This window comes from Arthrobacter sp. 08Y14 (assembly GCF_002929455.1).
Lineage (GTDB): Bacteria > Actinomycetota > Actinomycetes > Actinomycetales > Micrococcaceae > Arthrobacter_B > Arthrobacter_B sunyaminii.
Genome location: NZ_PJIX01000001.1, coordinates 1,200,519 through 1,225,215, shown reverse-complemented (window position 1 = coordinate 1,225,215; position 24,697 = coordinate 1,200,519). Strand labels below are relative to the sequence as shown.

Annotated in this window: 24 protein-coding genes and 1 pseudogene; 8 read left to right on the top strand and 17 right to left on the bottom strand. The window is 66.2% G+C overall.

Annotated features, from left to right (window positions below):
- Positions 1–30: 30 nt before the first annotated feature.
- The 4 genes from CXR03_RS05865 to CXR03_RS05850 form a co-directional block, all read right to left on the bottom strand.
- The gene (locus tag CXR03_RS05865; RefSeq protein WP_104102543.1) at positions 31–834 is read right to left on the bottom strand and encodes an HAD family hydrolase; all 804 of its coding nucleotides are present in this window, start codon (positions 832–834) and stop codon (positions 31–33) included.
- A gap of 94 nt (positions 835–928) precedes the next feature.
- Positions 929–1,465: a YbhB/YbcL family Raf kinase inhibitor-like protein gene (locus CXR03_RS05860; protein WP_104102541.1), complete on the bottom strand. Its 537-nt coding sequence runs from the start codon at positions 1,463–1,465 to the stop codon at positions 929–931.
- A gap of 23 nt (positions 1,466–1,488) precedes the next feature.
- A complete protein-coding gene (locus tag CXR03_RS05855) occupies positions 1,489–2,409 on the bottom strand; it encodes a carbohydrate kinase (protein WP_104102539.1) in 921 nt (306 codons plus the stop codon).
- A gap of 35 nt (positions 2,410–2,444) precedes the next feature.
- Positions 2,445–3,221 (bottom strand): S9 family peptidase, encoded by a 777-nt coding sequence (locus CXR03_RS05850; RefSeq protein WP_258073504.1) that lies wholly within the window; start codon positions 3,219–3,221, stop codon positions 2,445–2,447.
- Positions 3,222–3,320: 99 nt separating this feature from the next.
- On the opposite strand from CXR03_RS05850, the gene CXR03_RS05845 reads away from it, so the two are divergent.
- The gene (locus CXR03_RS05845) at positions 3,321–4,430 is read left to right on the top strand and encodes a GTP pyrophosphokinase family protein (RefSeq protein ID WP_104053524.1); all 1,110 of its coding nucleotides are present in this window, start codon (positions 3,321–3,323) and stop codon (positions 4,428–4,430) included.
- Between the two features lie 177 nt (positions 4,431–4,607).
- Positions 4,608–5,659 (top strand): annotated as a pseudogene (locus CXR03_RS05840) (crosslink repair DNA glycosylase YcaQ family protein).
- A 38-nt stretch (positions 5,660–5,697) separates the two neighbouring features.
- On the opposite strand, the gene CXR03_RS05830 reads toward CXR03_RS05840, so the two are convergent.
- Positions 5,698–6,657 carry a LacI family DNA-binding transcriptional regulator gene (locus CXR03_RS05830; protein WP_104102534.1) on the bottom strand — a complete coding sequence of 320 codons (960 nt, stop codon included), beginning with the start codon at positions 6,655–6,657 and terminating at the stop codon, positions 5,698–5,700.
- A gap of 168 nt (positions 6,658–6,825) precedes the next feature.
- On the opposite strand from CXR03_RS05830, the gene CXR03_RS05825 reads away from it, so the two are divergent.
- Both CXR03_RS05825 and CXR03_RS05820 read left to right on the top strand, forming a co-directional pair.
- Positions 6,826–7,824, top strand: a complete 999-nt coding sequence (locus CXR03_RS05825; protein ID WP_104102533.1) for an SDR family NAD(P)-dependent oxidoreductase — start codon at positions 6,826–6,828, stop codon at positions 7,822–7,824.
- Positions 7,825–7,870: 46 nt separating this feature from the next.
- Complete coding sequence (locus tag CXR03_RS05820; protein WP_104102531.1) at positions 7,871–8,887, top strand: zinc-binding dehydrogenase; 1,017 nt, start codon at positions 7,871–7,873, stop codon at positions 8,885–8,887.
- 12 nt (positions 8,888–8,899) lie between these two features.
- Here the strand turns inward: CXR03_RS05820 and CXR03_RS05815 are convergent, their stop codons facing one another.
- The 4 genes from CXR03_RS05815 to CXR03_RS05800 form a co-directional block, all read right to left on the bottom strand.
- Positions 8,900–9,340 (bottom strand): GNAT family N-acetyltransferase, encoded by a 441-nt coding sequence (locus CXR03_RS05815; protein WP_104102529.1) that lies wholly within the window; start codon positions 9,338–9,340, stop codon positions 8,900–8,902.
- A gap of 76 nt (positions 9,341–9,416) precedes the next feature.
- Entirely contained in the window at positions 9,417–9,884 is a 468-nt protein-coding gene (locus tag CXR03_RS05810) for an SRPBCC family protein (protein WP_104053518.1), read from the bottom strand.
- A 41-nt stretch (positions 9,885–9,925) separates the two neighbouring features.
- Positions 9,926–12,397, bottom strand: a complete 2,472-nt coding sequence (locus CXR03_RS05805) for a phosphoketolase (RefSeq protein ID WP_104102528.1) — start codon at positions 12,395–12,397, stop codon at positions 9,926–9,928.
- Positions 12,398–12,442: 45 nt separating this feature from the next.
- Positions 12,443–15,118 carry an ATP-dependent DNA ligase gene (locus tag CXR03_RS05800; RefSeq protein ID WP_104102526.1) on the bottom strand — a complete coding sequence of 892 codons (2,676 nt, stop codon included), beginning with the start codon at positions 15,116–15,118 and terminating at the stop codon, positions 12,443–12,445.
- A gap of 122 nt (positions 15,119–15,240) precedes the next feature.
- On the opposite strand from CXR03_RS05800, the gene CXR03_RS05795 reads away from it, so the two are divergent.
- Positions 15,241–16,719 carry an SDR family oxidoreductase gene (locus CXR03_RS05795; protein WP_104102524.1) on the top strand — a complete coding sequence of 493 codons (1,479 nt, stop codon included), beginning with the start codon at positions 15,241–15,243 and terminating at the stop codon, positions 16,717–16,719.
- Position 16,720: 1 nt separating this feature from the next.
- Here the strand turns inward: CXR03_RS05795 and CXR03_RS05790 are convergent, their stop codons facing one another.
- From CXR03_RS05790 to soxR, 4 genes are all read right to left on the bottom strand, one after another.
- Complete coding sequence (locus CXR03_RS05790; protein ID WP_258073502.1) at positions 16,721–17,344, bottom strand: pentapeptide repeat-containing protein; 624 nt, start codon at positions 17,342–17,344, stop codon at positions 16,721–16,723.
- Between the two features lie 68 nt (positions 17,345–17,412).
- Positions 17,413–17,631, bottom strand: a complete 219-nt coding sequence (locus CXR03_RS05785; protein ID WP_104102521.1) for a PLD nuclease N-terminal domain-containing protein — start codon at positions 17,629–17,631, stop codon at positions 17,413–17,415.
- Between the two features lie 112 nt (positions 17,632–17,743).
- Entirely contained in the window at positions 17,744–18,232 is a 489-nt protein-coding gene (locus CXR03_RS05780) for a flavin reductase family protein (RefSeq protein ID WP_104102519.1), read from the bottom strand.
- A 70-nt stretch (positions 18,233–18,302) separates the two neighbouring features.
- Positions 18,303–18,800 (bottom strand): redox-sensitive transcriptional activator SoxR, encoded by a 498-nt coding sequence (soxR, locus tag CXR03_RS05775; RefSeq protein ID WP_104102517.1) that lies wholly within the window; start codon positions 18,798–18,800, stop codon positions 18,303–18,305.
- 217 nt (positions 18,801–19,017) lie between these two features.
- Between soxR and CXR03_RS05770 the strand changes: the two genes are divergently transcribed.
- From CXR03_RS05770 to CXR03_RS05760, 3 genes are read left to right on the top strand one after another with little or no spacing between them, the layout of a single operon-like run.
- Positions 19,018–19,956, top strand: a complete 939-nt coding sequence (locus CXR03_RS05770; protein WP_104102516.1) for a hypothetical protein — start codon at positions 19,018–19,020, stop codon at positions 19,954–19,956.
- 53 nt (positions 19,957–20,009) lie between these two features.
- On the top strand, positions 20,010–20,930 hold the full coding sequence (locus tag CXR03_RS05765; RefSeq protein WP_104102514.1) for a Ku protein: 921 nt from the start codon (positions 20,010–20,012) through the stop codon (positions 20,928–20,930).
- 3 nt (positions 20,931–20,933) lie between these two features.
- The gene (locus CXR03_RS05760) at positions 20,934–21,194 is read left to right on the top strand and encodes a hypothetical protein (RefSeq protein ID WP_104102513.1); all 261 of its coding nucleotides are present in this window, start codon (positions 20,934–20,936) and stop codon (positions 21,192–21,194) included.
- A 31-nt stretch (positions 21,195–21,225) separates the two neighbouring features.
- Here CXR03_RS05760 and CXR03_RS05755 read toward each other — a convergent pair whose 3' ends face one another.
- The 4 genes from CXR03_RS05755 to CXR03_RS05740 form a co-directional block, all read right to left on the bottom strand.
- Positions 21,226–21,465, bottom strand: a complete 240-nt coding sequence (locus tag CXR03_RS05755) for a DUF2630 family protein (protein ID WP_104102511.1) — start codon at positions 21,463–21,465, stop codon at positions 21,226–21,228.
- A 92-nt stretch (positions 21,466–21,557) separates the two neighbouring features.
- Positions 21,558–22,259 (bottom strand): glycosyltransferase family 2 protein, encoded by a 702-nt coding sequence (locus CXR03_RS05750; RefSeq protein WP_104102510.1) that lies wholly within the window; start codon positions 22,257–22,259, stop codon positions 21,558–21,560.
- A gap of 3 nt (positions 22,260–22,262) precedes the next feature.
- The gene (locus CXR03_RS05745; RefSeq protein ID WP_258073501.1) at positions 22,263–23,588 is read right to left on the bottom strand and encodes a PIG-L family deacetylase; all 1,326 of its coding nucleotides are present in this window, start codon (positions 23,586–23,588) and stop codon (positions 22,263–22,265) included.
- Complete coding sequence (locus CXR03_RS05740) at positions 23,585–24,664, bottom strand: acyl-CoA dehydrogenase (protein ID WP_146070462.1); 1,080 nt, start codon at positions 24,662–24,664, stop codon at positions 23,585–23,587. Before CXR03_RS05740 ends, CXR03_RS05745 begins: the two co-directional genes overlap by 4 nt.
- Positions 24,665–24,697 lie beyond the last annotated feature (33 nt).

Below are 24,697 nucleotides of genomic sequence, written 5' to 3'. Positions count from 1 at the left end.
CTGCGGGGCGACTGCCGAGCCAACCCCACGTCACAGCCGGTGCAGGAGTGATTCCAGGACCTGGGCCACGCCGTCGTCTGAGAACGCCGGCGCCACTTTGTCCGCTGCCGCCAGAGCCTCGGCGTGGCCGGAAGCCATGGCGTAGCCGCACCCGGCCCACTGCAGCATCTGCACGTCATTGGGCATGTCCCCGAAGGCCACCACATCCGCCGGCGCAATGTCACGGGATGCGGCGTAGTCGGCCAGCGTCACCGACTTGTTCAAGCCGTGCCGCGACATCTCCAGCAGCGGGACGGTGGGTGCGGAATGTGTCGCGGACACCAGATGCGACACCGCGGGGCGGACCCGCTGCAGAAACTCATCCGGTGACGCGCCGTCCACGCGCGCCAGGAACTTCACCACCGTGTCCGCCTCGGTAAGACTGGATTCCAGCGGAGCCGGTGCTGTTGCTCCCGGCAGTTCCTCGGACCCGGATTCGAGGAACCCGGGAGCCAGGTGGAAGCCCTCCACAGTTTCAGCGGCAAAACGGACCGCCGGATAGAGGTTGCGAATGATGGCGGCAGCTGAGAAGAGATCCGGCAGGGCCAAGGCCCGCGCCTTGAGCACGCGGCCCGTCCCCAGATCGTAGGTGACGGCGCCGTTGGAACAGATGACGGTGCCGGAGTGCCCCAAGGCATCGGTGAGGGGGGTCAGCCAGCGGGGCGGACGGCCCGTGACAAAAACGATCTCGACGCCGGCGTCCGCGCAGTCCCGGAACGCGCGTACGGTCCTGTCGCTGATCCTGTTGTCCGGACCCACAATGGTCCCGTCCAGGTCGCTTGCTACCAGACGCACCGCGCACCCCGTTCACTTGCTGGATCTCTGCGCAGCTGCGCAGAAATCCAGACTATCCGGCCCGGGCGGCCGGATGCGGCCACAGGCACCCGGGTCAGTCGGCGGAAACTTCCGCCAGGCCCACCAGGCGGCCGCGGGCCAGGGTGTGGCTGAACAGGTTAAATCCCAGGAAAGCCGGGGTTGCATCGGCCGGAACATCCAGGGTTTCGACGTCGACCGCGTGAACCACCACAAAATAGCGGTGCGGTCCGTGGCCGGGGGGCGGTGCCGCTCCCACAAAACCGGCAAACCCGGCGTCGTTCCGCAGCTGCACGGTGCCCTGCGGCATGTTGTCCGTATTGGCGGCATCACCGGGCAGTGATGTGGTGGACACCGGAATGTTGAAGGCCGCCCAGTGCCAGAAGCCACTGGCGGTGGGTGCATCGGGATCGTACATCGTGACGGCGAAACTCTTGGTGCCTGCCGGAGCTCCGGACCAGGTCAACTGCGGGGAGGCGTCCTTCCCTCCGGGGATCCCCATTTTTCCGCTGTACTGCGCGGGGGCAAACGGCTCCATATTGGCGACGTCCTCGCTGGTGACGGCAAAGGCCGGCACGGAGGGAAGCGCCTCATACGGGTCATAGCTTTGCATCGTGTTCTCCTTGGCGTGAGTCGTCAGGGGTTGGGAAGGTCTTCGCGGAACGGCGGGTTGGCGCCCGCCCGAGAAACGGTGACGGCTGCGGCGCGGACGGCGAAGCCCAGCACGGTATTCAAGTCCCCGGCGCTGATGCGGGCCAGCTCGGGACGGCGGGCACCGCCGTCGAGCTCCCGGTCCATGAGCGACACCAGCAGCGCGGACATGAAGGAGTCCCCGGCGCCCACGGTGTCCACTACGGTAACCGGTGGAACGGAGGCCTCGGCTTCCCCGGCGGCGGTTACGGCCCAGGCGCCCTTGGATCCGCCGGTGACGGCGACGAGCGCGGGCCCCATGGCCAGCCATCGCCGGGCGGCGTCCCGGGGGTCTTCGTCCGGGTACAGCCAGGCGAGGTCCTCGTCCGAGGCCTTCACGACGTCGGCCAGGGCGACGAATTTCTCCACCTGTTCCCGGGCGTAGGACACATCCGTGATGATCGAGGGCCGGCAGTTGGGATCATAGGTGATGGTTGCCGAGGGGCGGGCGCGTTCCACTGCCCGCAGCACCGCGTCTGCGCCCGGCTGCAGCATGGCCGCAATGGAGCCGGTGTGCAGCATGGTGGTGCCGTCCAGCAGCCGGGGCAGCGCCTCGGCCAGGGACGGGAGCTGCCACTTGAGGTCAAAGGTGTACCGGGCCCCTCCAGCCGGATCCAGCAGAGCGGTGGCGACGCTGGTGGGCAGGTCATCCGGCGGCAGCGGGGTCAGGACGGAGTTGGCCCGCAGATGTTCTTGGATCAGCTGCCCGTAGGCATCGGTGCCGTAGCGGCCGACAAACTGCACCGGCCGGCCGAGCCTGGCAACGCCCACGGCCACGTTGAGCGGACTCCCGCCGGGATGGAACCGTTTGGGAGCGGTGTCGCTGAGAACCTCGTCCACGAGGGCTTCGCCGATGACTGTAAGCACGCTTCTCAACCTAACAGAGCACCCGCCAGGTTTCCTTATGTTAGCCGCGCTTCCGACACTGCGGCCACGGCTTCAACGACGGCGGCCCACGCCTCAGTTCCTGGGGTGATCAGGTCAAAGTGGTCTCCCGGGACCATCCGCAGTTCCGCGGGTGAGCCGGACTGCACTGCGGCCTCAACAAATCCGGCGGACTGGCTCAGCGGCACATGCCGGTCAGCGTTCCCGTGCAGGGCAATCACGGGAACGGACAGCGGCAGACGCTGCACGGGATCCGCGCTGCGGTAGCGGTGCGGATCCGCCTCCGGTGAGGACCCCAGGAAATTGAGCACCGCGCCGTCGCTGAGGTTCAGCTCCATCGCCTCGGCCAGGTTCAGAACCCCGGCCTGGCTGACGACGGCGGTGACGGGAACCACGGCTCCGGTGCGGCCGGCGGCCCACACCGCCAGGTGCCCGCCGGCGGAATGTCCCAGCACAGTAACCCGCGACAGGTCCAGACCGTATTCCACGGCCACCGGCGCGAGCGCATCGATGCCGGCACTGATGTCCTCGAACGTTTCGGGCCACCCGCCGCCGTTTCCGGCCCGCCGGTACTCCAGGTTCCAGCAGGCATACCCTTTGGCGGCGAGATCCCGTGCGGCCGGCCGGCCCAGTTCTGCCGTGTACCGGGAGCGCCAGTATCCTCCGTGGATAATGACCACCACAGCGGGGGCGTTTCCGGAGGGCGCGGCGCCGCCGCCGTCGGGCAGCGAGAGTTCGGCGTACTGGTCCGGATGTTCACCGTAGGCAAGGCTCCGCGGGTCGAACGGCATCATAACCACCCCTTCATCTGGCCTAATCTGGTAGTTGAGCCTAGCGTCCGGTACGCCGGACGGCCGGCAACACAACCAAGGTGAAGGAACGGGGTTTTTTCTATGGGCGCGTGGGACAGCCTCGATGACCGGCTGCGTCCGGTGGTCCAGGCGAGCACCGATGAATACGCACGGGTCCGTCCGGCTCTGGAAAAGCTCACCCGGGAAATGGAGGAGAGCCTCCGGGCCATCTTCACGGACAGTCCCGTCCGTCCGCTGTTCGTGGCCTCACGGACCAAAACGGTGGAGTCCTTCCGGGACAAGGCTGCCCGGACCCTGCCGTCCGAGGATCCCTCCGAGCTTCCGACCCTGCTGTTTCCCGATCCGCTGCGGAACCTGATCGATTTGGTGGGACTGCGGGTGATCGTCACCCTGCCGCACGAGGTGGACGAGGCCGCCAACCTGATCAAGCGCCAGCGTGCCGAGTTTGACTGCCGCGGGGACCGGGAAAAGGACATTGGATCCATCGAATCCGGCACCTACGGCTATTCCAGCCGGCACCTGGTCCTTCGGACCATCCAGAATGACACCGTTCGGGAATTCCACAAGCTCCTGGACCCGGACCAGCGGCCCAACGGCAGCTATCAGTTTGAAGTGCAGATCCGCACCGTGCTGGCCCACGCCTGGTCCGAAATTGAGCATGACATCCGGTTCAAAGCCGGTGATCCGCGGGCCTGGAGCCCGTACTTCGACCGCCAGTTCACTGCCACGGCGGCCATGCTGGAGACCGTGGAGACCGCGTTTGCCGAACTGCATGAGCGCTATGAAACAGTCACCGGTTTCTGGGACGAGGACGGACAGGGAAGCGCGCCGCTGACTCCCAACCGGATCCGCGACGTCTGGATGACGCTGCTGCCGCATGTGAACCGCAAGGCCGGGGATGACTGGGGGTGGGCCGCCGAACTGCTGGCCGCCCACGGCATGAAGACCACCATGGATTTGGCCGGACTGCTGCAGGCGGACATCATCACCAAGGTCCGCAAGGCCCTGGACCACCGGTACTCCCCCGGACCGGACCGGCTGCTCGATGACCTGCTGCTCTGGCGCTTCGGCAAGAAGCACATTGACCTGACCGCGGAGCCCGAGGACGCGGCGGTCAAGCCGCGGCGCGAGTCGCTGGGCCGACGATACCGGCAGATGCAGCTTTTCCGGGCCCGGGAAGAGAACGCCTGAGGCTGGTTCCGCGGCCGTTTTGGGATTCGGCTACCGGTTTGGGATTTTGCTGCCGGCGCGGACCGGCAGTAAAAGTCCAAACCGGCGGGGAACTCCCAAAACGGAGGGTTTCCTGACGCGCGGCCTGGGGCAGCGCTCCTTCTTGCCGCTTGCCCCTGTGCCGCCTACGGTGAGCGGATGGGATTCCAACTCAGCGGCGAGGATGCCCGGCGGATGCGGGTGCGGTCCCAGCTGCTGAACGGCTCGGACCTTTTGCCTGCCGGCGTCGTGCAGCGCGCGGTCGCGCTGCAGGGCCAGGATCTGCCCGCCGTCCTGCGCGCCGTCGCTCTGCGCTCAGAGCCGGGAACCACTGTGGCCGATGTGCGGGCCGCGTTCAACACCGGCGCGCTGGTCCGCAGCTGGCCAATGCGGGGCACACTGTTCGCCACGACGCCGGAGCATCTGGGCACGCTGCTGTTCTTCACCGCGGAGCGCATTCACCGGGCTACCGTGCGGCGCCGGGAGGAACTCGGGCTGGATGAGCGCACGGTTGGCCGCGCCCGGGACGTACTGCTTGAAGCCCTCCAAATCCGGCCGCTGCGCCGGGCAGAAGTCCTGTCCCTGTGGGACGCGGCCGGCATCCCCACGGCCGGCGGCCCCGGGTATCACTTGCTGATGCATCTGGCCGTGGCCGGCCACGTGCACTGGGGACAGTTCAATCCGGACCGCCCCGAACAACTCCTCACCCTTTCCCCGGATCACGCGCCGGCGGATCCTGAAGCAGCGCTGGCCACAGTGGTCCGCGGGTTTGTCCTCGCCCGGGGGCCGGTGTCCGAGGCGGACCTGGCCTGGTGGACCAAGCTTCCCCGGGCTGTCCTGCGGCGTGCAGCCGCCGCAGTGGAGGACCTCACCACGGTGGAACTGGACGGCACGCCGGCGTGGATCATCCGGACCCGGACCCCGCAACGGCCACGGGAGCTGTGCTGCTGCCCGGGTTTGATGAGTGGATCCTGGGCTACACGGACCGTTCCCTGACAGCCAGCCCGGCAATGTTCGAAGCGCTGGTACCGGGCCGCAACGGAATTTTCCGCCCGGCGGTGGTGGTGGACGGGGTCACCGTTGGCACCTGGCGGTTGCCTCGCTCCACGGCCAAGTCCGGGACGGAACCGGTGGTGGATCTGGTGGAGCGGATTCCGGCGGCGGCGCGGCGGGCAATTGACCAGGCGATTGCCGCCTGGCCGCACGGTTAATCCTGCACTGCCCGGTCGGTCAACGCCGATCGGCGCAGTTAGGCGGAGTTCCGCTGGACCAGGCTGACGGGCGGCAGTTCTTCAGCGGCCGTTTCTCCCAGCGCCATCTGTGCAAACCGCTTTCCCAACCGTGCGGCATCAAGCCGGACGGTCGTCAGCGGCGGCACGGCGAGGGACGCCAGCGGAATGTCCTCGGCACCAATGACAGCCAGGTCCCGCGGCGCCGTCCACCCGTGGACCGCTAATCCGGACAGCAGCGCAAAAGCGTGATCGTCGTCGAACGCGCACACTGCGCTTACCGCCTCCGGGCCTTCGAGCCAGCGGGCTACGGCGGCAGCGGCATCGGCGGCATCCAGGTGAAGGTGCGCGACGGCGGGACGCGGCAGGCCAAGGACATCACAGGCATGCTCGATGGCGGCCAGGCGCACCTGCACGCGCCAGCCGTAGCCGGCGCCCTCCGGTACGGCCACGCCGATCCGGCGGTGCCCGGCGTCGGCCAGGTACTGGACCTGCAGTGCGCCGATGCCCAGGTCCGGCCCGAGCGGATCATGCAGTGTCGAGTGCAATGAGGCCACCCTGATCCCGGTGGCCTGCAGGGCAGCCAGCTCCGCGTCCTCCAGCGGGGTGATGAGGATCAGTGCCGCAGGAACCAGGGAATGCACCAGGGACACCGCGCCTCCGCTCCGGGGCAGCCGGTGGGCCACCAGCCGCAACCCGTGCTGCTCCAGGTACTCCGAGGCCGCGTCGATCACCATGGCCTGGGCCCGGCCCAGCGGTTCGGGCGGCAGCAGCATCAGGACCAAGGTGCTGCGGCCGCTGCGCAGCGTGCGGGCAGCGGCGGACGGGATGTACCCCAGATTCCGGGCGGCCGCCAGTACCTTGTCCCGGGTGGCGGCGGAGATGCTTTGCCCGCTGCGGCCGTTGAGCACGTAGCTGACCGTGGCCCGGGAAACGCCTGCTTCCCGGGCCACGTCAGAGGAGTTAGCCCTGCGCTCCACGAGCCGTCCTTTCCGCTGAAAATCTCTGCCTTATATCCGCCGGATTTCTCCGGTACTCTGACATTACAGGCAACTTACACGTGTAAGCAGCACGGGAATTCCCCGCGTAGACCGCCTGCAACCGCGGCCGACACAATCCGGCCGCCTCCGCAACGAAAGGACCGGTCCATGGCCAACTCGCCCATCACCGCCCAGAACACCGTCCAGCAGTGGCTCGACCACCCGGCAGGCGGACCCGCCATCCGCGGCATGCTTGCGCAGGCCGGCAGCGATGAGTCAACGCTGGGCCCGGCACTGACCCTGAAGCTGCAGCAGCTTGTCGACCTGAGCGGGGGCAAGTTCCCGCAGGCAGCCGTGGATGAACTCGTCAAGGCAGCCAACGGCGGCGTCATGCCCGAAACCGCCGACACCGTTCTGCCGACCGTCGAAGGACGTTTCGAAGGCCGCACCGTCATCGTCACCGGCGCCGGTTCCGGCATTGGCCGCGCCACCGCCGGACGGATTGTCCGTGAAGGCGGCCGCGTCATCGCCGTCGACATTGCCGAGGTGAAGATCAAGGAGCTCGCCGCCGAACTGGGCGACGCCATTGTTCCGGTTGCGGGCGACCTGACCGACGCCGCCGCCATCGACAGCATCATGGCCGCTGCCGGCACCAAGATTGACGGCCTGGCCAACGTGGCCGGCATCAATGACGATTTCTCGCCGCTGCACGAGGTCTCCGATGCCATGTGGCAGAAGATCTTCGCCGTCAACGTGGAGGGCCTGATGCGCCTGACCCGCGCCGTGCTGCCGACCATGCTCGAAGCGCACAAGGGCTCGATCGTGAACATCACCTCCGAGGCCGGCCTGCGCGGCTCGGCATCCGGTGTGGCCTACACGGCCTCCAAGCACGCGGTTGTGGGCATTACCCGCAGCACCGCGTTCATGTATGCCAAGGAAGGCATCCGCGTAAACGCAGTTGCTCCGGGCGGCGTGGCCACCGGCATTCCGATGGGCGGTAAAACCAGCGAGTACGGCGAAGCCCGCCTCGGCCCCGCCCGCATCAACATTCCGGGCCTGGCATCGGCCGAGGAGCTGGCAGCGTCCATCACGTTCCTGCTCAGCGACGACGGCGTGAATATCAACGGCGCCATCCTGCCCTCCGACGGCGGCTGGTCCGCGGTTTAGCCCCAGCCGGTAATCCCGCCCTGCCGTCGAGAACGAAGGAGAAACCATGAAGTCTGTCCACGTCACCGGTCCGGACACCAACGAGTGGGTGGAGGTCGAGCGGCCCGTCGCCGGTCCCCGTGATGTCCTGTTGAAGATGAAGGCCTGCGGGATCTGCGGCTCCGACGCGATGTACAGCCAGGTCGGCGGCATTCCGCCCCGGCAGGGCGCCACCCCGCTGGGGCATGAGCCGGCCGCCGAAGTAGCGGAGGTCGGCGCCGAAGTCACCGGGTTCGCCGTCGGCGACCACGTGGTCATCGACACCATGGCGTTTACCGACGGGCTGCTGGGCAGCGGCGGTGCGCAGGGCGGGTTGTCGGAATATGTCCTGGTGAAGGATGCCGAGCCGGGACGCCAGCTGCGGGTCATTCCCAGCGACATTCCGTGGGAAGTCGCTGCTCTGAATGAGCCGATGGCAGTGGCCTATCACGCAGTCAACCGCACCGACCCTCAGCCCGGCGACAAGGTTGTGGTTTTCGGCGCCGGCCCCATCGGGCTCGGCGCCGTCCTCGGCTACCGCCGCCGGGGGGCCTCGCACATCGTGGTCGTGGACATCATTCCTTCCCGTCTGGAGAAGGCACTGGAGATCGGCGCGGATGCCGTCATCAACTCCTCCGAAGAGGACGTGGCGGCCCGACTGGTCGAGCTGCACGGTGACGGGGCCACCATGCTGGTCCGCGGCACCCGATCCGGAACCGACATCTTCCTCGACGCCGCCGGGGCGCCCGTGATCCCCCAGACGGTCGGCAATGTGGCGAAGTCCGGTGCGGTCCTGGGCGTCGTGGCGGTGCACAAGAAGCCCGTGGAGCTGGATTTTGGTTCCATCCTCACCACCGAGCTCACCATCGTCTTCGCGATGGGCTACCCCACGGAGATCTTCGAGGTTACCGACGACATCATCGAGAACTGGGAGAAGTACCAGCTCATCATCAGCGATGTCCTTCCCTTCGACCGTTCCCTTGAAGCCCTGGAACTGGCGAAGACCCCGGGTGCGGCAGACAAGGTGGTGGTCCGGTTCGACTGAGTCCGGGTGCCGTCAGAAACGGTAAACGGCCAGCTCGTCCGCCGGCTCGAAGCCCTGCCGGGCATAGAAGGACTTCGACGCCGGTGACGGCGAGGTGACGATCCGCGCCGCCCCGATCCGGCGCGAATAGTCGATCGCCGCAGCCACCAGTGCCCCGCCCACCCCGGCGTTCCGGTGCGCCGGCAGCACGAAGGCGTTGGCCAGGTAGACCCACACGGACAGCGGCTTTCCCGGCTTCGGCATCCGCTCGAACAGCATCAGGTTCAGCATCCCGATCAGGGAGCCGGCCGGACTTTCGGCGACGAAGAATGTTCGCGGGTTCGCGGCCAGCCAGTCCCCGAAGGCACTGGCAAAGTCCGGGTCGCCGGGCACCTCCAGTCCGGCCTCGGCGGTCCACACCGCACGAAGCTGCGCCAGTTCGGGAATGTCCTGCGATGTTCCTTCGCGGATCATGCGCCCCACCCTACAACGACGGCGGCCGCACCTTCACGGGGAAGGTGCGGCCGCCGTCGTTATGCGGTGTTATGCCTTAGGCCCCGGAAACTCCGGCGGCCAGCATGTTCAGGGAGTCTTCGAGCTCGTCCTTGGACACCATCGGGAAGGACACCTTCTTCAGCGTCTCCTTGTCGGTGACGTGGGACCAGTCGTAGGTCAGCGTGACCTCGGTGGAGTCCGAACCGTGCGGCTCGAGTTCCCAGACCCACTGCCAGCCCATGGGCTCGGTGCCGGCCACAGCCGTCTGCCAGGCCAGGAGCTTGTTGTGGTCATACCCGGTGACGTGGTTGTCCGTCTGGTAATCACCCATTTTGGAATTGTTCATGTTCATGGTGAAAACCTGCCCGGACTTGGTGATGCGGTCGGTTTTCTCGTCCGAAACCACCATGCCTGAGCCGTCCAGCTCGTGGTGGCGCGCCGGGTTGGACAGGAGGTTGAAGATGTCGTTGGCTGGGGCATCAATAACTCGCGAAACAGTGATGCTCTTGTGATCAGTGGTCAATGAACTCTCCTTCAATAGATGGATCGTACGTACCCGCAGGCTCAGTCCGCGGTTTGTTCCGAGGCTTCCTGCAGTTCCCAGCCCGTAATGTACGGCGGATCCTGCCCCTCGTCCCGGGTATATTGCCGGCAGCGGATCCGTTCGTCCTGGAGCCACTGCCGGAAACCGGCCTGCGTTGATCCCAGCGACGCTACCCGGTCCAGCACGTCGATGGCTAACTGGAACCGGTCAATCTGGTTGAGCATGGCCATGTCGAAGGGTGTGGTGGTGGTGCCCTCCTCCTTGTAGCCGCGTACGTGCAGATTGCCGTGATTGGTGCGCCGGTACGTGAGCCGGTGGATCAGCCACGGATAACCGTGGTACGCGAAAATAATGGGCCGGTCCTTGGTGAACAGGGTGTCGAAATCCCTGTCAGAGAGCCCGTGCGGGTGCTCTCCGGGGTCCTGCAGCCGCATCAGGTCCACCACGTTTACCACCCTGATTTTCAGGTCCGGCAGCTGCTTCTTCAGCAGGCCGGCCGCGGCCACGGTTTCCAGGGTGGGTACGTCGCCGGCGCAGGCCAGCACGACGTCGGGATCGGTTTTGGTGCCGGGTCCTGCGGTTTCGCTGCCGGCGAAGTCCCAGATGCCCACACCCCGCTCCACATGCAGCTGAGCATCCACCGGATTCAGCCAGGCGGGCGTGGGCTGCTTGCCGGACACCACCACATTCACCCGGTCCCGGGTGCCAAGGATGTGCTCGGTCACGGCGAGCATGGTGTTCACGTCCGGCGGCAGGTACACCCGGATGACTTCGGCCTTCTTGTTCACCACGTGGTCGATGAAGCCGGGATCCTGATGCGAGAAGCCGTTGTGGTCCTGCTGCCAGACGTGGCTGGAAAGCAGGTAGTTCAACGAGGCAATGGGCTGGCGCCAGGACAGGTTGCGGCTGACTTTCAGCCACTTGGCGTGCTGGTTGAACATGGAATCGACAATGTGGACAAAGGCTTCGTAGCAGTTGAACACGCCGTGCCGACCGGTGAGCAGGTACCCCTCCAGCCACCCCTCGCAGAGGTGCTCGCTGAGGACTTCCGCCACCCGGCCGCTGCGGGCGAGGTGCTCATCGATCTCGTCGATGCGCTGCTGCCACGCCTTGTCCGTGACCTCATAGACGGCCTGCAGCCGGTTGGACGCGGTCTCATCCGGGCCGAAAATACGGAAGTTGGACGGGTTTGCCGAGACGACGTCGCGCAGGTATTCGCCGGCGGTAATCATCGGCGAGATCCGCTTGGTTCCGGGGTTTTCCACGTCCACGGCATGGTCCGCGTACGCCGGCAGCTTGAGGTCCTGCAGCAGTCTCCCGCCGTTGGCGTACGGGGTGGCACTCATCCGCGCGTTGCCTTCCGGGGCCAGGGCGGCGATTTCGGGCCGCAGCCGGCCGGCGTCGTCGAACAGTTCCTCCGGACGGTAGGAACGCATCCATTCCTCAAGCTGCGCCAGATGTTCCGGGTTGTCGTGGATGCCGGACAACGGCACCTGGTGCGCCCGCCAGGTGCCCTCCACCTGCAGGCCGTCCACCACGGCGGGTCCGGTCCAGCCCTTGGGCGAACGAAAGATGATCATGGGCCAGCGCGGGGCGTGCTCGTTCCGCACATCTTGGGAGTCATCGGCATCCGGGGCATCTGCAGGCACTGCCACCTGCTCGCCGCTGCGGTAGGGTGCCTGGATCTCGTCGATTTCTGCCAGGCAGGCTTCCAGTGCTGCAGCGAAATCGACGTGCGCCTGCGCCGTGGCCGAGGGATCCTCCACGGTGACCAGGTAGGGGTGGTAGCCGTAGCCTTCCATCAGCTTCACCAGCTGCTCCTCGGGCATGCGGGAGAGGATGGTGGGGTTCGCGATTTTGTAGCCGTTCAGGTGCAGGATCGGCAGTACGGCGCCGTCCACGGCCGGGTCAAGGAAGCTGTTGGAATGCCAGCTGGCTGCCAGCGGCCCGGTTTCGGCCTCGCCGTCGCCGATCACCGTGGCGGCGATCAGGTTCGGGTTGTCGAACACCGCGCCGTAGGCGTGTGCCAGCGAATAGCCCAGCTCGCCTCCCTCATGGATGGACCCGGGGGTTTCTGGAGCCGCATGGCTGGGAACACCGCCGGGGTAGGAGAACTGTCGAAAGAGCGTCTGCAGCCCGGCCTCGTCCTGTCCCACGTGGCTGTAGATCTCCGAGTAGGTGCCCTCGAGCCAGGCGTTGGCGACGTTGGCGGGACCGCCGTGCCCGGGTCCGGTGATGAAGAGGACCTCACGGTGCTGGTCGCGGATCACCCGGTTAAGGTGCGCGTAAAAGAAGTTCAGCCCGGGAGTGGTGCCCCAGTGTCCCAGCAGCCGGGCCTTGACGTCCTCCTTCTCCAGCGGGCGGCGCAGCAGCGGATTGTTCCGCAGATAGATCTGCCCGGCGGAGAGGTAGTTAGCGGCGCGCCACCAGGTGTCCACATCCTTGAGGGTGTCACTGAGCGGCTGGTCCGGTGCAACGGGTGCGGCAGTCATGCAGGCCTCCTGGGGTTGGGAACGGCTGAATGTTGGGCAGACGGATCAGGGGATTTCGACGACGACGTCGGAGGGTTTCTTGTCCGGGCGCAGTCCGCGCCAGGCGGGGTGGCGGAGCTTGCCGGTGGCGGTGCGTTCGGAATAGGTCACTTCACCCACCAGGACGGGGCGGACCCATTGGGCGTCGGAGGCGTCCGCGTGGGGAACTCCCTCCAGCGGGGGTGTCTTGCGGGCCAGTTTTTTCAGTTTCCCGCCCACCAGGGCCAGATCTTTCTCGCTCAGGCCTGATCCAACCCGGCCAATGTAGGTCAGCTCATGACCGTCCGGAACGGCCACCAGCAGCGAACCGATCTTGGATGCCCGGTTGCCCTTGCCCGGGCGCCAGCCCACAATCACCACTTCCTGGGTGAAGGAATTCTTGAGTTTGATCCAGCTCTTGGACCTCCGGCCGGGGGAATAGGTGCTGGTTCGCCGCTTGGCCATGACTCCTTCAAGGCCGAGCTCCTTGCTCGCCTCCACGGCCTCATCCATGGACATCTCCAGCGCCGGCGGCACCTGAACGTGGCCGTCCTCCCCCGCCGGTTCCACTGCGGATTCCAGGATCTCCCGCCGCTGCGAGTACGGCAGCTCCATCAGCGAGTTTCCGTCCAGCCACAACAGGTCAAAGATCATCAGGTGAACCGGGGTGCGTGCGGCAGCGGCCTCTATGTCGCGGCGCTTGGTCAGGTGCATACGAGGCTGGAGCAGCCCGAAGTCCGGCCGGCCCGCCTTGTTGATGGCCACGATTTCCCCGTCCAGGACCGCGCGTTCCCCGAACAGGCGCCGCCCCAGTTCCTGCAGTTCGGGGTAGGCGGCGGTCATGTCATTGCCGTTGCGGCTGATCAGCCGGGTTCCCTCCGGCGTCACATCCACCACCGCTCGGACGCCGTCCCACTTCATTTCAAAGGCCCATTCGTCGTCTTCATTGACGTCCGCCCGGGTGCCGAGGGTAGCCAGCATGGGTTCCACCTGCGGCATGCCGTGCTCTTTCGCGTCGGCAGCCACGGCCTTGGCTGTCCCGGCGGTATCCGGAAGGGTTTTGGCCCCGGGAGGCGGCGCTGCGGCGGCGGCTGCCACGGTTTCGACGGGTGAATCTTCCGCCTCGTCAGTATCCCTGGCCTTCAGATCAGCTTTGTCCGCTTTGTTGGCTTTGTCCGCCTTATCGGGAGTATCGGGAGTACCGGGAGCATCCGGAGTGTCCGCCGGATCCCGCGGCTCAGGCTGGTGCTTCATGAGGTGGATCAGCCAGTTGTTTGCCCCGCCCTTGCCGCCGGTGTGGATCAGGGCGAAGCGGCGGTCCGCGCTGCCTTCGGAGGCAAGGCCGCCGTCGGGCTGGCCGTGCAGCACGGCAATGACCTCCTTGCCGTCGCGCCATTTTTCCGGTTCATAGGTTCCGTGGTCCCAGATCCGTACCTCGCCGGCGCCGTACTCGCCCTTGGGAATGGTTCCCGCAAAGCTGCCGTAGTCCAGCGGATGATCCTCAGTCTGGACTGCCAGATGGTTCTGGTCCGGGGAATCGGGCGGTCCCTTGGGCAGCGCCCAGGAGACCAGGACGCCGTCATGTTCCAGCCGGAAGTCCCAGTGCAGCCGCCGGGCGTGGTGCTCCTGGATGACAAAGCTGTTGCCTTCGGAGGGCTCCGCGGGTTCGGCCGGAACGGGTTCCGGGGTTTTGGCGGCGTCGCGCATGCTGCGGTACTTGCTGAGCCGGTCCGCGGGTCCCGCACCGGTTCCTTCCGCCACGGCGTCCTCCAGTGCCTCGGCGGCCAGTTCCCCGGAGCCGGAGTCCATGCCGGCCAGCGGATCCCCGTCCTCGGCCAGCCGCTGCATCACCTGTTCGTAGTCCAGCTGGGCGAGGTCCGGATCCTCGAGCTCCTCCCAGGTACGCGGCGCCGCCACTGTGGGCGTGAACCGGCCGCGCAGCGAATAGGGGCAGATGGTGGTTTTGTTGCCGTTGTTCTGGCTCCAGTCCAGCAGAACCTTGCCGGTCCGCAGGGACTTTTTCATGTCGGACACGATCAGGTCCGGATGGTCCGCTTCCAGGGCCCGCGCGAGTTCGTGTGCGACGGCGCTCACCTCGTCCGAGGTCTGCTTCCCGTCCAGCGCGGCATACAGATGGATACCCTTGGAACCGCTGGTGACCGGGCGGGCGTCCAGTCCCATGTCGGAGAGGATGTCCCGGGCCAGGCGGGCCACCTCGGCACACTGCGCCAGGTCCACGCCCTCCCCCGGATCCAGATCCAGCACCAGGCGGTCCGGATTATTGATCTTGCCGCGCGGGCCAAACCGCCACTGCGGAACATGGATTTCCAGGGCCGCGCTTTGGGCCAGCCAGGTCAATGTCGCCAGGTCGTTGACCAGCGGATAAATGTTGGTGCCGCTTTTGTGTTCAATCGGAAATCTCTTCACCCACGTGGGAGCGGAGGTCTCGATGTTTTTCTGAAAGAAGACCTGCCCCGGATCTCCGGGCACTCCCACTCCGTGGACCCAGCGCTTGCGGGTGGCCGGACGGTCCCGGGAATGCGGCAGCAGTGCCTCGGCTACGGCGGCGTAATAAGACAGCACGTCGGCCTTGGTGGTTCCGGTTTCCGGATACAACACCTTGTCCAAATTGGTCAGCCGGAGGCGGTGGCCGTCCACGTTCACAGTTTCCTGCTGCTTCAGACCCGCTCCGCTGCTCGCCATGGTCCCTAGTCTTACCGGGATGGGCACGCAATTTCCAGTATTTGTGAGCCTGCTGGGCAGATTACGCCAACGGCGTTCCGCAGCCACTGCTCAGCGTCGGAAGAACTGTGTACGTTGGGAAAATGACTGAGTCACAGCGGGTTTTGGTAACAGGCGCCACGGGCTACATTGGCGGGCGGCTGGTGCCGCTGCTCCTGCAGGACGGCCACAAGGTGCGGGTCCTGGTGCGTTCCCCGGAGAAACTGCACGACGTTCCGTGGCACGACGACGTCGAGATCATCCAGGGTGACCTCGCGGACAAGGATTCCGTCGCCGAGGCCATGCAGGGCATGGATACCGTCTACTTCCTGGTGCATTCCATGGCCTCGGGCAAGGGCTTTGCCAGCCAGGAGGAGCGGATCGCGCACATTGTTGCGGACACCGCGGCCGAGGCGGGGGTGCAGCGGATCGTGTATCTGGGCGGACTGCATCCGGAAGGTGAGCTGTCCCCGCACATGCGCTCCCGCACCGAGGTGGGACGGATCCTCCTTGAGGGCAAGGTTCCCGCGGTTGTCTACCAGGCCGGCGTGGTCATCGGTTCCGGTTCGGCGTCGTTTGAAATGATCCGGCACCTGACCGAAACCCTGCCTGTCATGCCGGCTCCGAGCTGGGTGCGGCGGAAAATCGAGCCCATCGCCATCCGCGACGTCCTGCACTATCTGGTCCGCGCCGTCGACCTCCCCGCCGATGTGAACCGCACCTTCGATATCGGCTCCCGCGAGGTCCTGACCTATGCGGAGATCATGAACGGGTACGCGGAAGAGGCCGGCCTGCCTCGGCGGCGGATCTATGCCCTGCCGCTGCCCGCACCCCGGCTCGCCGGCATGTGGGTGGCCCTGGTAACCCCGATTCCGCGGTCCATGTCGCTGCCGCTGGTGGAATCCCTGCAGCACGACGCCGTGTCCAAGGAACACGACATTGACCAGTTTGTGGCGGAGCCCGACGGCGGCCGCACCGGGTATCAGGAAGCGGTTAAGCGGGCGTTGGGCAAGGAAAAGCGCGGCGAGGTGGAAACCACGTGGGCCAGCGCGTCGCCGTCGGCCGATGATGCGTCCTCACCGCTGCCGACTGACCCGAACTGGGCCGGGCAGACGGTCTATGTGGACTCCCGGCAGCGCCGTTCCTCGGTGGCTCCCGAGCATGTGTGGAAGGTGATTGAGGGAATCGGCGGCAAGAACGGCTGGTATTCGCTGCCGATGGCCTGGGCCATCCGCGGCGTGCTGGACAAGACCGTGGGCGGCGCCGGTCTGACCCGCGGCCGCCGCAATCCCACCACCCTGTTCACCGGGGACGTGGTGGATTGGTGGCGGGTGGAACTGCTGGAGCGCGGCAGCCTGCTGCGGCTGCGCGCCGAAATGCGGGTGCCGGGAAAGGCCTGGCTGGAACTGCGGGTGGATCCCGACGGCGGGGGCAGCCTGTACCGGCAGCGCGCCATTTACTTTCCCAAGGGACTGGCCGGGAAACTCTACTGGTGGCTCATTGCCCCGTTCCACGGCCTGATCTTCCCGTCCATGGCCAAGAACATCATCAAGAACGCGTCCAAGCTCGCCCAGGAAAGCTGAGTCAGCCCTCCACGCGCAGCCCGATGTTGGCGGCCAGCAGCGGGGCCAGCATCATCAGCTGCCCGTCATCGATCGTGGCGCCGTGTAATCCGGCCAGGTACGTGATGGACCGCAGCTCCGTGCTGCGCAGGTCCACGTCCTGCAGCACCGCTCCAGTGAGGCTCAGGGCACCGATCCGGCAGTCGCGGAAGGCCACCCGGGTGGCGTGGACGCCGTCCAGGTCCAGTTCCTCGATGGTGCAGCCGGTGAACAGGACGTCGGTGAGCTTGGAGTTGCGCAGGTTCACATAATCCAGTTTGCCGCCGTCCACGTGCACGGAGTTCCAGCCGTTGTCATACAGTTCCGCCGATCCAAGCCGGCTGCCCTCCAGGACCACGTCGCGGAAGGTGGCCCGCGGAGCACGGAACACCGGTGCATACAGGCCGAAGGAACGGCATTCCAGGAACCGGGCGCCGCGCAGCGCGGTGTCCGACATGGACACCGCGCTGAACTCGCATTCCAAAAAGGTGCTGCCCTGCAGATCCGTGCCGTCGAAGGACTCCCCGTCAAAACGCAGGCCTTCAAACGTGCCAGCGTCTTCCGGTGCCGGTGCTTCTTCCAAACCCTGCAGCGAAACGGGGTCCACAGCAGGTTGCTTGGTTTTTCCGGATGCGGATTTGCGGACAGGCGGGCGGCGGCCTGCCGGAGCCACGCTTACTTGCGCCGGCCGAAAACGAAGTAGGACAGCGGGCCGATGAAGTTCACGGCGCAGGCTGCGGACCACAGGGCCCGGGAACCGCGGACTTCGGACGCGGGCCGGCGCCAAATATCCGCCAGCGCCAGGCCGGCAAGGGCAAACTGCACGGTGGCGGAAACGCCCACCAGCTTCTTCTGCTGGCTGGTGAGGTCCTTGAGGGATTTCTTCGTGGCCATGGTGCTCCCGTTTCAGTTGATGATGGGTAATTCCTCCCATCATTCCAACAAACCCGGCTGCAGCCACGTCCGTCCTGCGCCTGCGTGTCCTGCGGGCCGGGAAGCCGGACGCTCAGAGCGCGGAGTGGGACCCCAGGCGGTGGTAGGTGCGGTTGTGATAGACCAGCGGGGCATCCGGTTCTCCGGAGGCAAGAATGTTCAGGACTTCTCCCGTCACCAGGACAGAGGATCCGACGGCGGTGCGGCTCAGGACGCGGGCACGCAGGGCATGCGGTGCATCCGTGAGAAGCGGCTCGCCGGTGGGCAGCTTCTCCCAGGCCAGCTCCGGGGTGAACCTGTCCGTTCCGGGCCGGGAAAACAGGGAGGCCAGTGGAGCGTTGCGTGCCCCCAGAAGATGCACCACCACGGTGTCAGCGGCGGCAATGACACCGGCTGATCCCTGAGCTGACGCCAGTGAGAAGACCAGAATGGGCGGGTCTGCGGAGACGGAGGACACGGACGAAGCAGTCAATCCGACCGGACCGGCGTCGCCGTACGCGGTAATAACGGCAACTCCGGCCGGATGGGCGCGGAAGGCGTCCTTGAAATGGTCTGTCAGCATGAGTCAACGCTAGAACCTCAACTATGGTTGAGGTCAAATCGGCGGCCGGTACGCGCCGTCGGACCGCGCCCTAAAACTCGAAGGCGCGGGCGCCGGTTCCCCGGTCGGCTGACGCGTCGTCTGGGTTGACGAACCGGCATTCGGCCAGCGAGAGGCAGCCACACCCGATGCATCCGCCGAGCCGGTCCCGCAGAGCCTCGAGGGAATGAATCCTCGCGTCCAGGTCCTGGCGCCAGGCAGAGGACAGCCGCTGCCAGTCGTTCTGGTCCGGGACGGCGTCCTTGGGCAGCTCATCCAGTGCCCGCGCAATGGCGGACAGCGGAATGCCTGCACGCTGCGCAGCGCGGATGACCGCCACCCGGCGCAGAACCGAGCGGTCGAATCGGCGCTGGTTCCCCGCAGTTCGGCGGCTGCTGATCAGCCCCTGCCGCTCATAGAAGTGCAGGGCTGAAACGCTCACCCCGCTGCGTTCAGCCATCTGGCCCACCGTCAGTTCGGACCGCCCTGCCGCTTCCCCGCCGGTTGATGCTTCCCTGCCCACAGCCGCTCCCTCCGTTGCGGGTTCCATTATCCGCCCTGGCAAACCTGCACACACCCGCCGAGTGGCCGGCTCATCCGGGAATAGCGCAGGATCCGCCGCATGTGTGCGTCACTCGATGGAGCTGAAGGCCCTGATCCGGACACTCGATGCGCAGCGATTTCACCCCCGGGTCTGGCGGTCCGGCCCCGGAGGTGTGAGAGTGGCGCCCTGACCATGTGCCAACGCCAACCCCAGAGAGGCCAATTTGTTCCCCGCAGCTCCTGATGCCGCAGGCACCCTGGTTTTCCTGCAGGGCACCGGCAATCCTGATCCTGTCCCCGCCGAAACCATTCGCTGGATGCTTGCCCGGGATCCGGCGCTGGAAGGCTATGCGGTCCTTGATGTTTCGTGGGCTGCCGGTGCCGCCCCGGACATCAGCGTGGTTTCCGCGCTCCCGCCGCGTTACCAGCCGGCAACGGCCGAGACCCCGACGGAACTCGCCGGGGCGGAACGCGGGTTGGCCTTGGCCGGGTTGGACCTTCTCAATGCTCCGCCGCTCCACCGCCTCCCGGACACCGCCGCAGCCGAACTCCAAACCGGAACAGAGGAGAACAACGTTGCCGCAGTCAACGCCGCGGAAGAAAACCTGCTGGGCAGCAGCCTGGAGCGGCTAACCCTGAACCTGGTCACCGACGTCGCAATCCGCCGCCGCGTGCCGCTGACAGATGCAGCATCGGATTTTTCCCGCAGCATCATCTACTACCTGCGCCGGGGCGCCGAGGCCCGCACCGCCGTCACGCATGCCCTCCGGATGGCGAACCAGGACGCCCCCGTGGTCCTCTTCGGCCACAGCCTCGGCGGGGTGGCCGCCGTGGACCTGGTCTCCGATCCCGGGTGGAAAGCTGAAGGCATTCGGCTGGACCTGCTCGTCACCGCCGGTTCCCAAAGTCCCTGGCTCTATCTGCTGGGCGGACTCGCACATTTGGCCCCGGGCGGACCGGGTACGCTGCCGGCACCCTGGCTCAACTTTTGGGATGAACGTGATCTGCTGTCCTTCTGCAGCGAACGGGTCTTTGCCGGACGCGGTGACCGGATCATCGATCAGGAAGTTGCGTCCGGAGAGCCGTTTCCCGGTTCGCACAGTGCCTATTTTGCCAATCCCGACGTATACCGGGCCATCGGAACCGAATTAAAGCTGGGCTGAGCGCTCCGCGGCACTCTGGTCGAGGCCCCCGGGTTTGGTGTTCACTGGGAGACATGAGAGCCATTTGGAAGGGTGCCATAGCCTTTGGGCTGGTCAACGTGCCGGTCAAGGTTTATGCCGCCACCGAGAACCACGACGTCAGCCTGCACCAGGTCCATGAGAAGGACGGCGGACGCATCCGCTACCAGCGCCGCTGTGAAATCTGCGGCGAGGTAGTGGAATACAAGGACATTGCCAAGGCATACGACGACGGCGAGCAAACGGTGGTCCTCAGCGACGAGGAACTGGCCTCCCTGCCGGTGGAGAAGAGCCGGGAGATCGACGTCGTCGAATTTGTGCCCAGCGAGCAGGTGGACCCCATCCTCTTCGATAAGACGTACTATCTGGAACCCGATTCGAAATCGACGAAGTCCTATGTGCTGCTGCGACGGACGCTGGAGGACACTGACCGCACGGCCATCGTGCAGTTTTCGCTCCGGCAGAAGAGCAGGCTGGGTGCGCTGAGGGTCCGCGGCGACGTGCTGACCCTGCAAACCCTGCTGTGGGAGGACGAAGTCCGGGAAGCTGCTTTCCCGTCATTGGATGAGAAAGTCCGGATCAGCGCCAAGGAACTGGAGATGTCTTCAACCCTCGTGGAGTCCTTCAGTTCGGACTTCAACCCGGCCGAGTTCACTGACGACTATCAGGAGCAGTTGAAAACGCTGATCGAAGCAAAGCTTGAAAAGGGCGAAGCCTTGGATACCGAAGAGACTTTCGGAACCGAAACCGAAGAGGAGGGTGGAAAAGTCCTGGACCTTATGGAAGCCCTGCGGCGCAGCGTGGAAAAAAACCGCGACAAGAAATCATCCGGGTCAGGGTCCAAGCCCTCAGGTTCCGGAACGCGTTCCTCTACCCGCACCCAAAAAGACGACGCCAAGCCTGCGGAAAAGAAACCCGCACGCAAAGCTCCGGCCAAAACCAGGAAGGGTGCCTAAACCATGGCGCTGACAAACTTTTTCCGGGACCGCAACGGGCGCCTCCGAATTGTCGAAGTCCCCAACCTGCCCATCCTGGCGTGGGCAGGTCTCGGAGCGGCATCCATGATGGCCCTGACACCGAAGTATCAGGAAGTTCTGGGGTCCCTCAGCAAAGGTTCCCTGATCCTCTGGGCATCGCTGGAGGCAGCACGGGGGAACAGTCCGTTCCGCAGAACACTGGGCATGGCCGCCCTGGCCCGCGAGGTCCTGCCCCGCCGCTAACGGGTGGCTCAGCTGTGGGTTCTTGCAGGGGCTATTGCCGGTAACCTTCGACTTCCCCCACCGGCCGCACCGTCGCGTCGTCCGGGTTTTCCCCGGCGTGCAGACGGGCGCGGCGCTGCCGCAGCAGGTCCCAGCACTGGTCCAGCTGCTCTTCAACCCGGCGCAGCTGCTCCAGCCGCTTTTCGGGGTGATCGTCGGCCGTGGAATCCCGCAGCTCCTGTTCCTTCTCCACGAGTTCTGAAATGCGGTGCTGAATCTCGGTAACGTCCATGTCCCTACGCTAACCATCCGGCCGACCGGTGACCATAACGTTGGGGAGGATGGACATCACGGGCGCACTGCAGATGCCCGGCGAGGGGAGCGTCAGCGCGGGAGCAGCTGTCTCAGGAACTGCGAAAACCCTTCGGGGGCCCTGCCGTCCCTGCGACCGGAGGTTACAACCCGGGTTTGGTCGGTGGCAATCCACGGTGTGCCCGTGTCCTTGATCCGGGCCACCAGATCCACATCCTCATGGGCGGCCAGCGCGGCAAACCCGCCCGCACGGAGATACGCCGTGAGGGAGAACCCCAGATTCGCGCCGTGGATGTAGGGGTGCCCCTCGGCCAGAACATGCTGTCCCTGCCACTCCGCCAGCTCCGCAGCACTCAGATCCGCCGCAGCGGGAACCACGGTGCCCAGGACCAGGCCGTAACCAACGGCGGCAAGCCGATACTGTCGGATGAGCCAGTCCGGCCTAACCACCGTGTCGGCGTCGGTGGAGGAAATCCAGAGTCCGGACCGCTGCGGAAGGGCCGCAATGCCGGCTGCCCGGGCAGCGCCGACCAGGCCGAAGGAACCGGCCACCATCCTCAGGTCCAGCTCCGAAGCCCACTGGGACTGCAGCCCGGCCACCACATCCGCAGATCCGTCCGTACAGGAATCCAGCACCACTGTGACCGAACCCTCGATGCCGCACTGTTCCCCCGCCGCGCGCATGGCAGCACACACCGATGCCAGGGACTCGGGCAGGAGCTGCTCTTCGTTGCGGGCCGGAATCACAACGGCCAAATGTTCGGGTGCGGGCATCCGCTACGGCGCCTCCGTGCGGGCCAGCACGTCAATTCGGAAGTCCTGTTCTCGGTGCTCCGCGATGACCTGTAGGCCGCTCCGTGCCCGGAAGGCTTCGTGGACCTGGTCGCCGGTCAGCTCCCAGCCCTCGTTTGGATGGCGCCAGTGACAGAGCAGGACCACGCCGTCGTCCGTCAGGGATTCACTGGTGCGCTCGATGAGTTCCTCAAGCGCACTGTGCTGGAGGAAATATCCGATCTCCGAGACAACCACCAGGTCATAGCGGCCCGGGGGCCAGTCTTCCGGCACGGCCCCCTGTTCCAGGTGCACGTGCCCGGCCGATGTCAGCCGCTGCCGGGCCAGTTCGAGTGCACGGTCGCTGATGTCCGTCGCCAGCACGGCATCAGCGCGGCCCGCCAGTTCCCGGGTGAAAACCCCGATGGAACAGCCGGGTTCAAAAACCGCTGAGAAATGCGGGCGCGGAAGCATGGCCAGACACAGCGCGCGTTTGCGGTGCTCGTAGAAACTGTCCTCAAAGTGCCAGGGATCAGAGCTGCTCTGATACAGATCCTCAAAGACTTCGCGGGGCGGTCGCGGGGTGGACAGCGCAAACGATTCAAAGCTGCGTTCAAAGTGGGCCAGCACGGCAGGGCTGAGCAGCGCTTCGTCTCCCGGTGCCGGCGAGAGGGGCCGCACCTGGGTAACATGCGCGTCCATCGCCCGTTTCTTGGCGGCGGCAGCGTCACCGAGAGGCAGCAGCACCAGGTTTTCCGGGACATCTCCCGGCTGGCCCCAATGCCACAGCCAAATCGGATATTCCAGCAGCGGGAGGCCCATGGTTCGGGCAAGGGCAGCCGCCGCCTGCCCGGCGGTGTCATGGTCGGTGTGTCCGTCGCTGCGCCACGGCGCGGCCAGAACCGTGCTTTCCTTAGCGGCGGGGCCTACAATGGCAGCCAGCGCGGCGTCGAGTTCGCTCCGGTGCCGGGCCAGTCCACCGTCGGGCAGGTCCAGGAAGTGCACGGTGGCCTCGGGTGCCAGAAGTGCGACGGCGTCGCGCAGTTCAACCCGCCGGACGCGTGCCAGCTGCTCGGCAGAGAAAGTGGGAGAGTCCGGATGGGAAGCCTCGCCGGCCGTTGCCACCACCACGTCGACGGCGATACCGCGGGCAGCCGTCAGCGCGATGAGCCCGCCGGCTCCGAGGGTTTCATCATCCGGATGGGCGGCCAGGACCACGAGCCGGCCGGTTCCGTGCGGCCAGAGCCGGGCCGGGTCAAGGTGGCTGCGGCCTTCAACCGCTGAAAGCCACCGGGCTTCGGGGACGGAGTCGTCCAGGTGGCTGAAGCTCACCACGGGATCTCCCCGCCCTGCAGCAGCGACCGGCCAAGGGCTGCGTAGTCGCGCTCCGCGTGGTGCTGGCGAAGGTAAATCCGAAGGTCTGCGGTGCGCCGGGCGTGATCTTCTTCCAGTGCCAGCGGCCCCGGACCCAGTCCGTGGTCCGCCAGCGTGAGGACCTCTTCCGCGGCATCGGCCACGATGCCCCGGACCCGCTGCGCCAGCATGGCGCCGTCGCGCCCGGCAGCGTCACCGGCGTCGACCCGGGCCGCGGCGTCGTCCAGCACGGCGCGGGCTGCCTGCAGCCGGGCGTCAGCCTTGCCGAGCAGCGAATGGGCAATCTGGTCCGGTTCGCGTTCCGCGGCAGCCCGGAACATGCGCCGGGCCACTGCTGCTGCTCCCCCGTACCAGCAGGCCGCCACTCCCATTCCGCCCCAGGCAAAGCCGGGCCGCCCGAGGTACCAATTGTCTGCACCCACGGGGCGGGCGGATGCACGCTGGAAATCCACCGGTCCGCTGTCGACATCGGCCAGGCCCCGGCTCACCCATGTTTCCGGCACGGGTGTCACTGCCGGTTGACGCAGGTCCACGGCGAAAGCGCGACGGCGGCCGTTGCCGGTGTGGGCGGTAACCACAGCGTGGTCCAGGCGGGCTGCGAGGGAACACCAGGGCTTGCGCCCGGACAGCTCCCATCCATCCGCGCCAAGGGTAGCCGTGACGGCCATGCCGGGCCCTTCGGCGGCAAACACTCCCCAGGTTCCGGGCTCAGCGCAGATTCCGGCCTGGTCCAGGATGGCCAGGGCATCCAGGTGCGGCTCTATTGACCGGGCAGCCGTGAGGTCGGCTGCAGCAACGGTGGCGAGGATGGACCACAGCGTTTTGGTCCGCCCCTGACCGGGGAACGGGGCAGCTGCTGCAATGTCGCGGGCCAGACGCAGCCCGGCGTCGGCGCTGCCGTGGACTGCCGACGCTTTTCGGGCGAGGTCCGGAAGGTCCGGCACCTCCTGTGATCCGAAAGCCAGCTCGGCTGCGGGGTTGGCTGTGATGTCCACCGTTTCCTTACTCCAAGGAACGGTTTCCAGTCTGTCCATGGTGCGTTGTAGAAGTTTGTCCCCAGTCTGCCA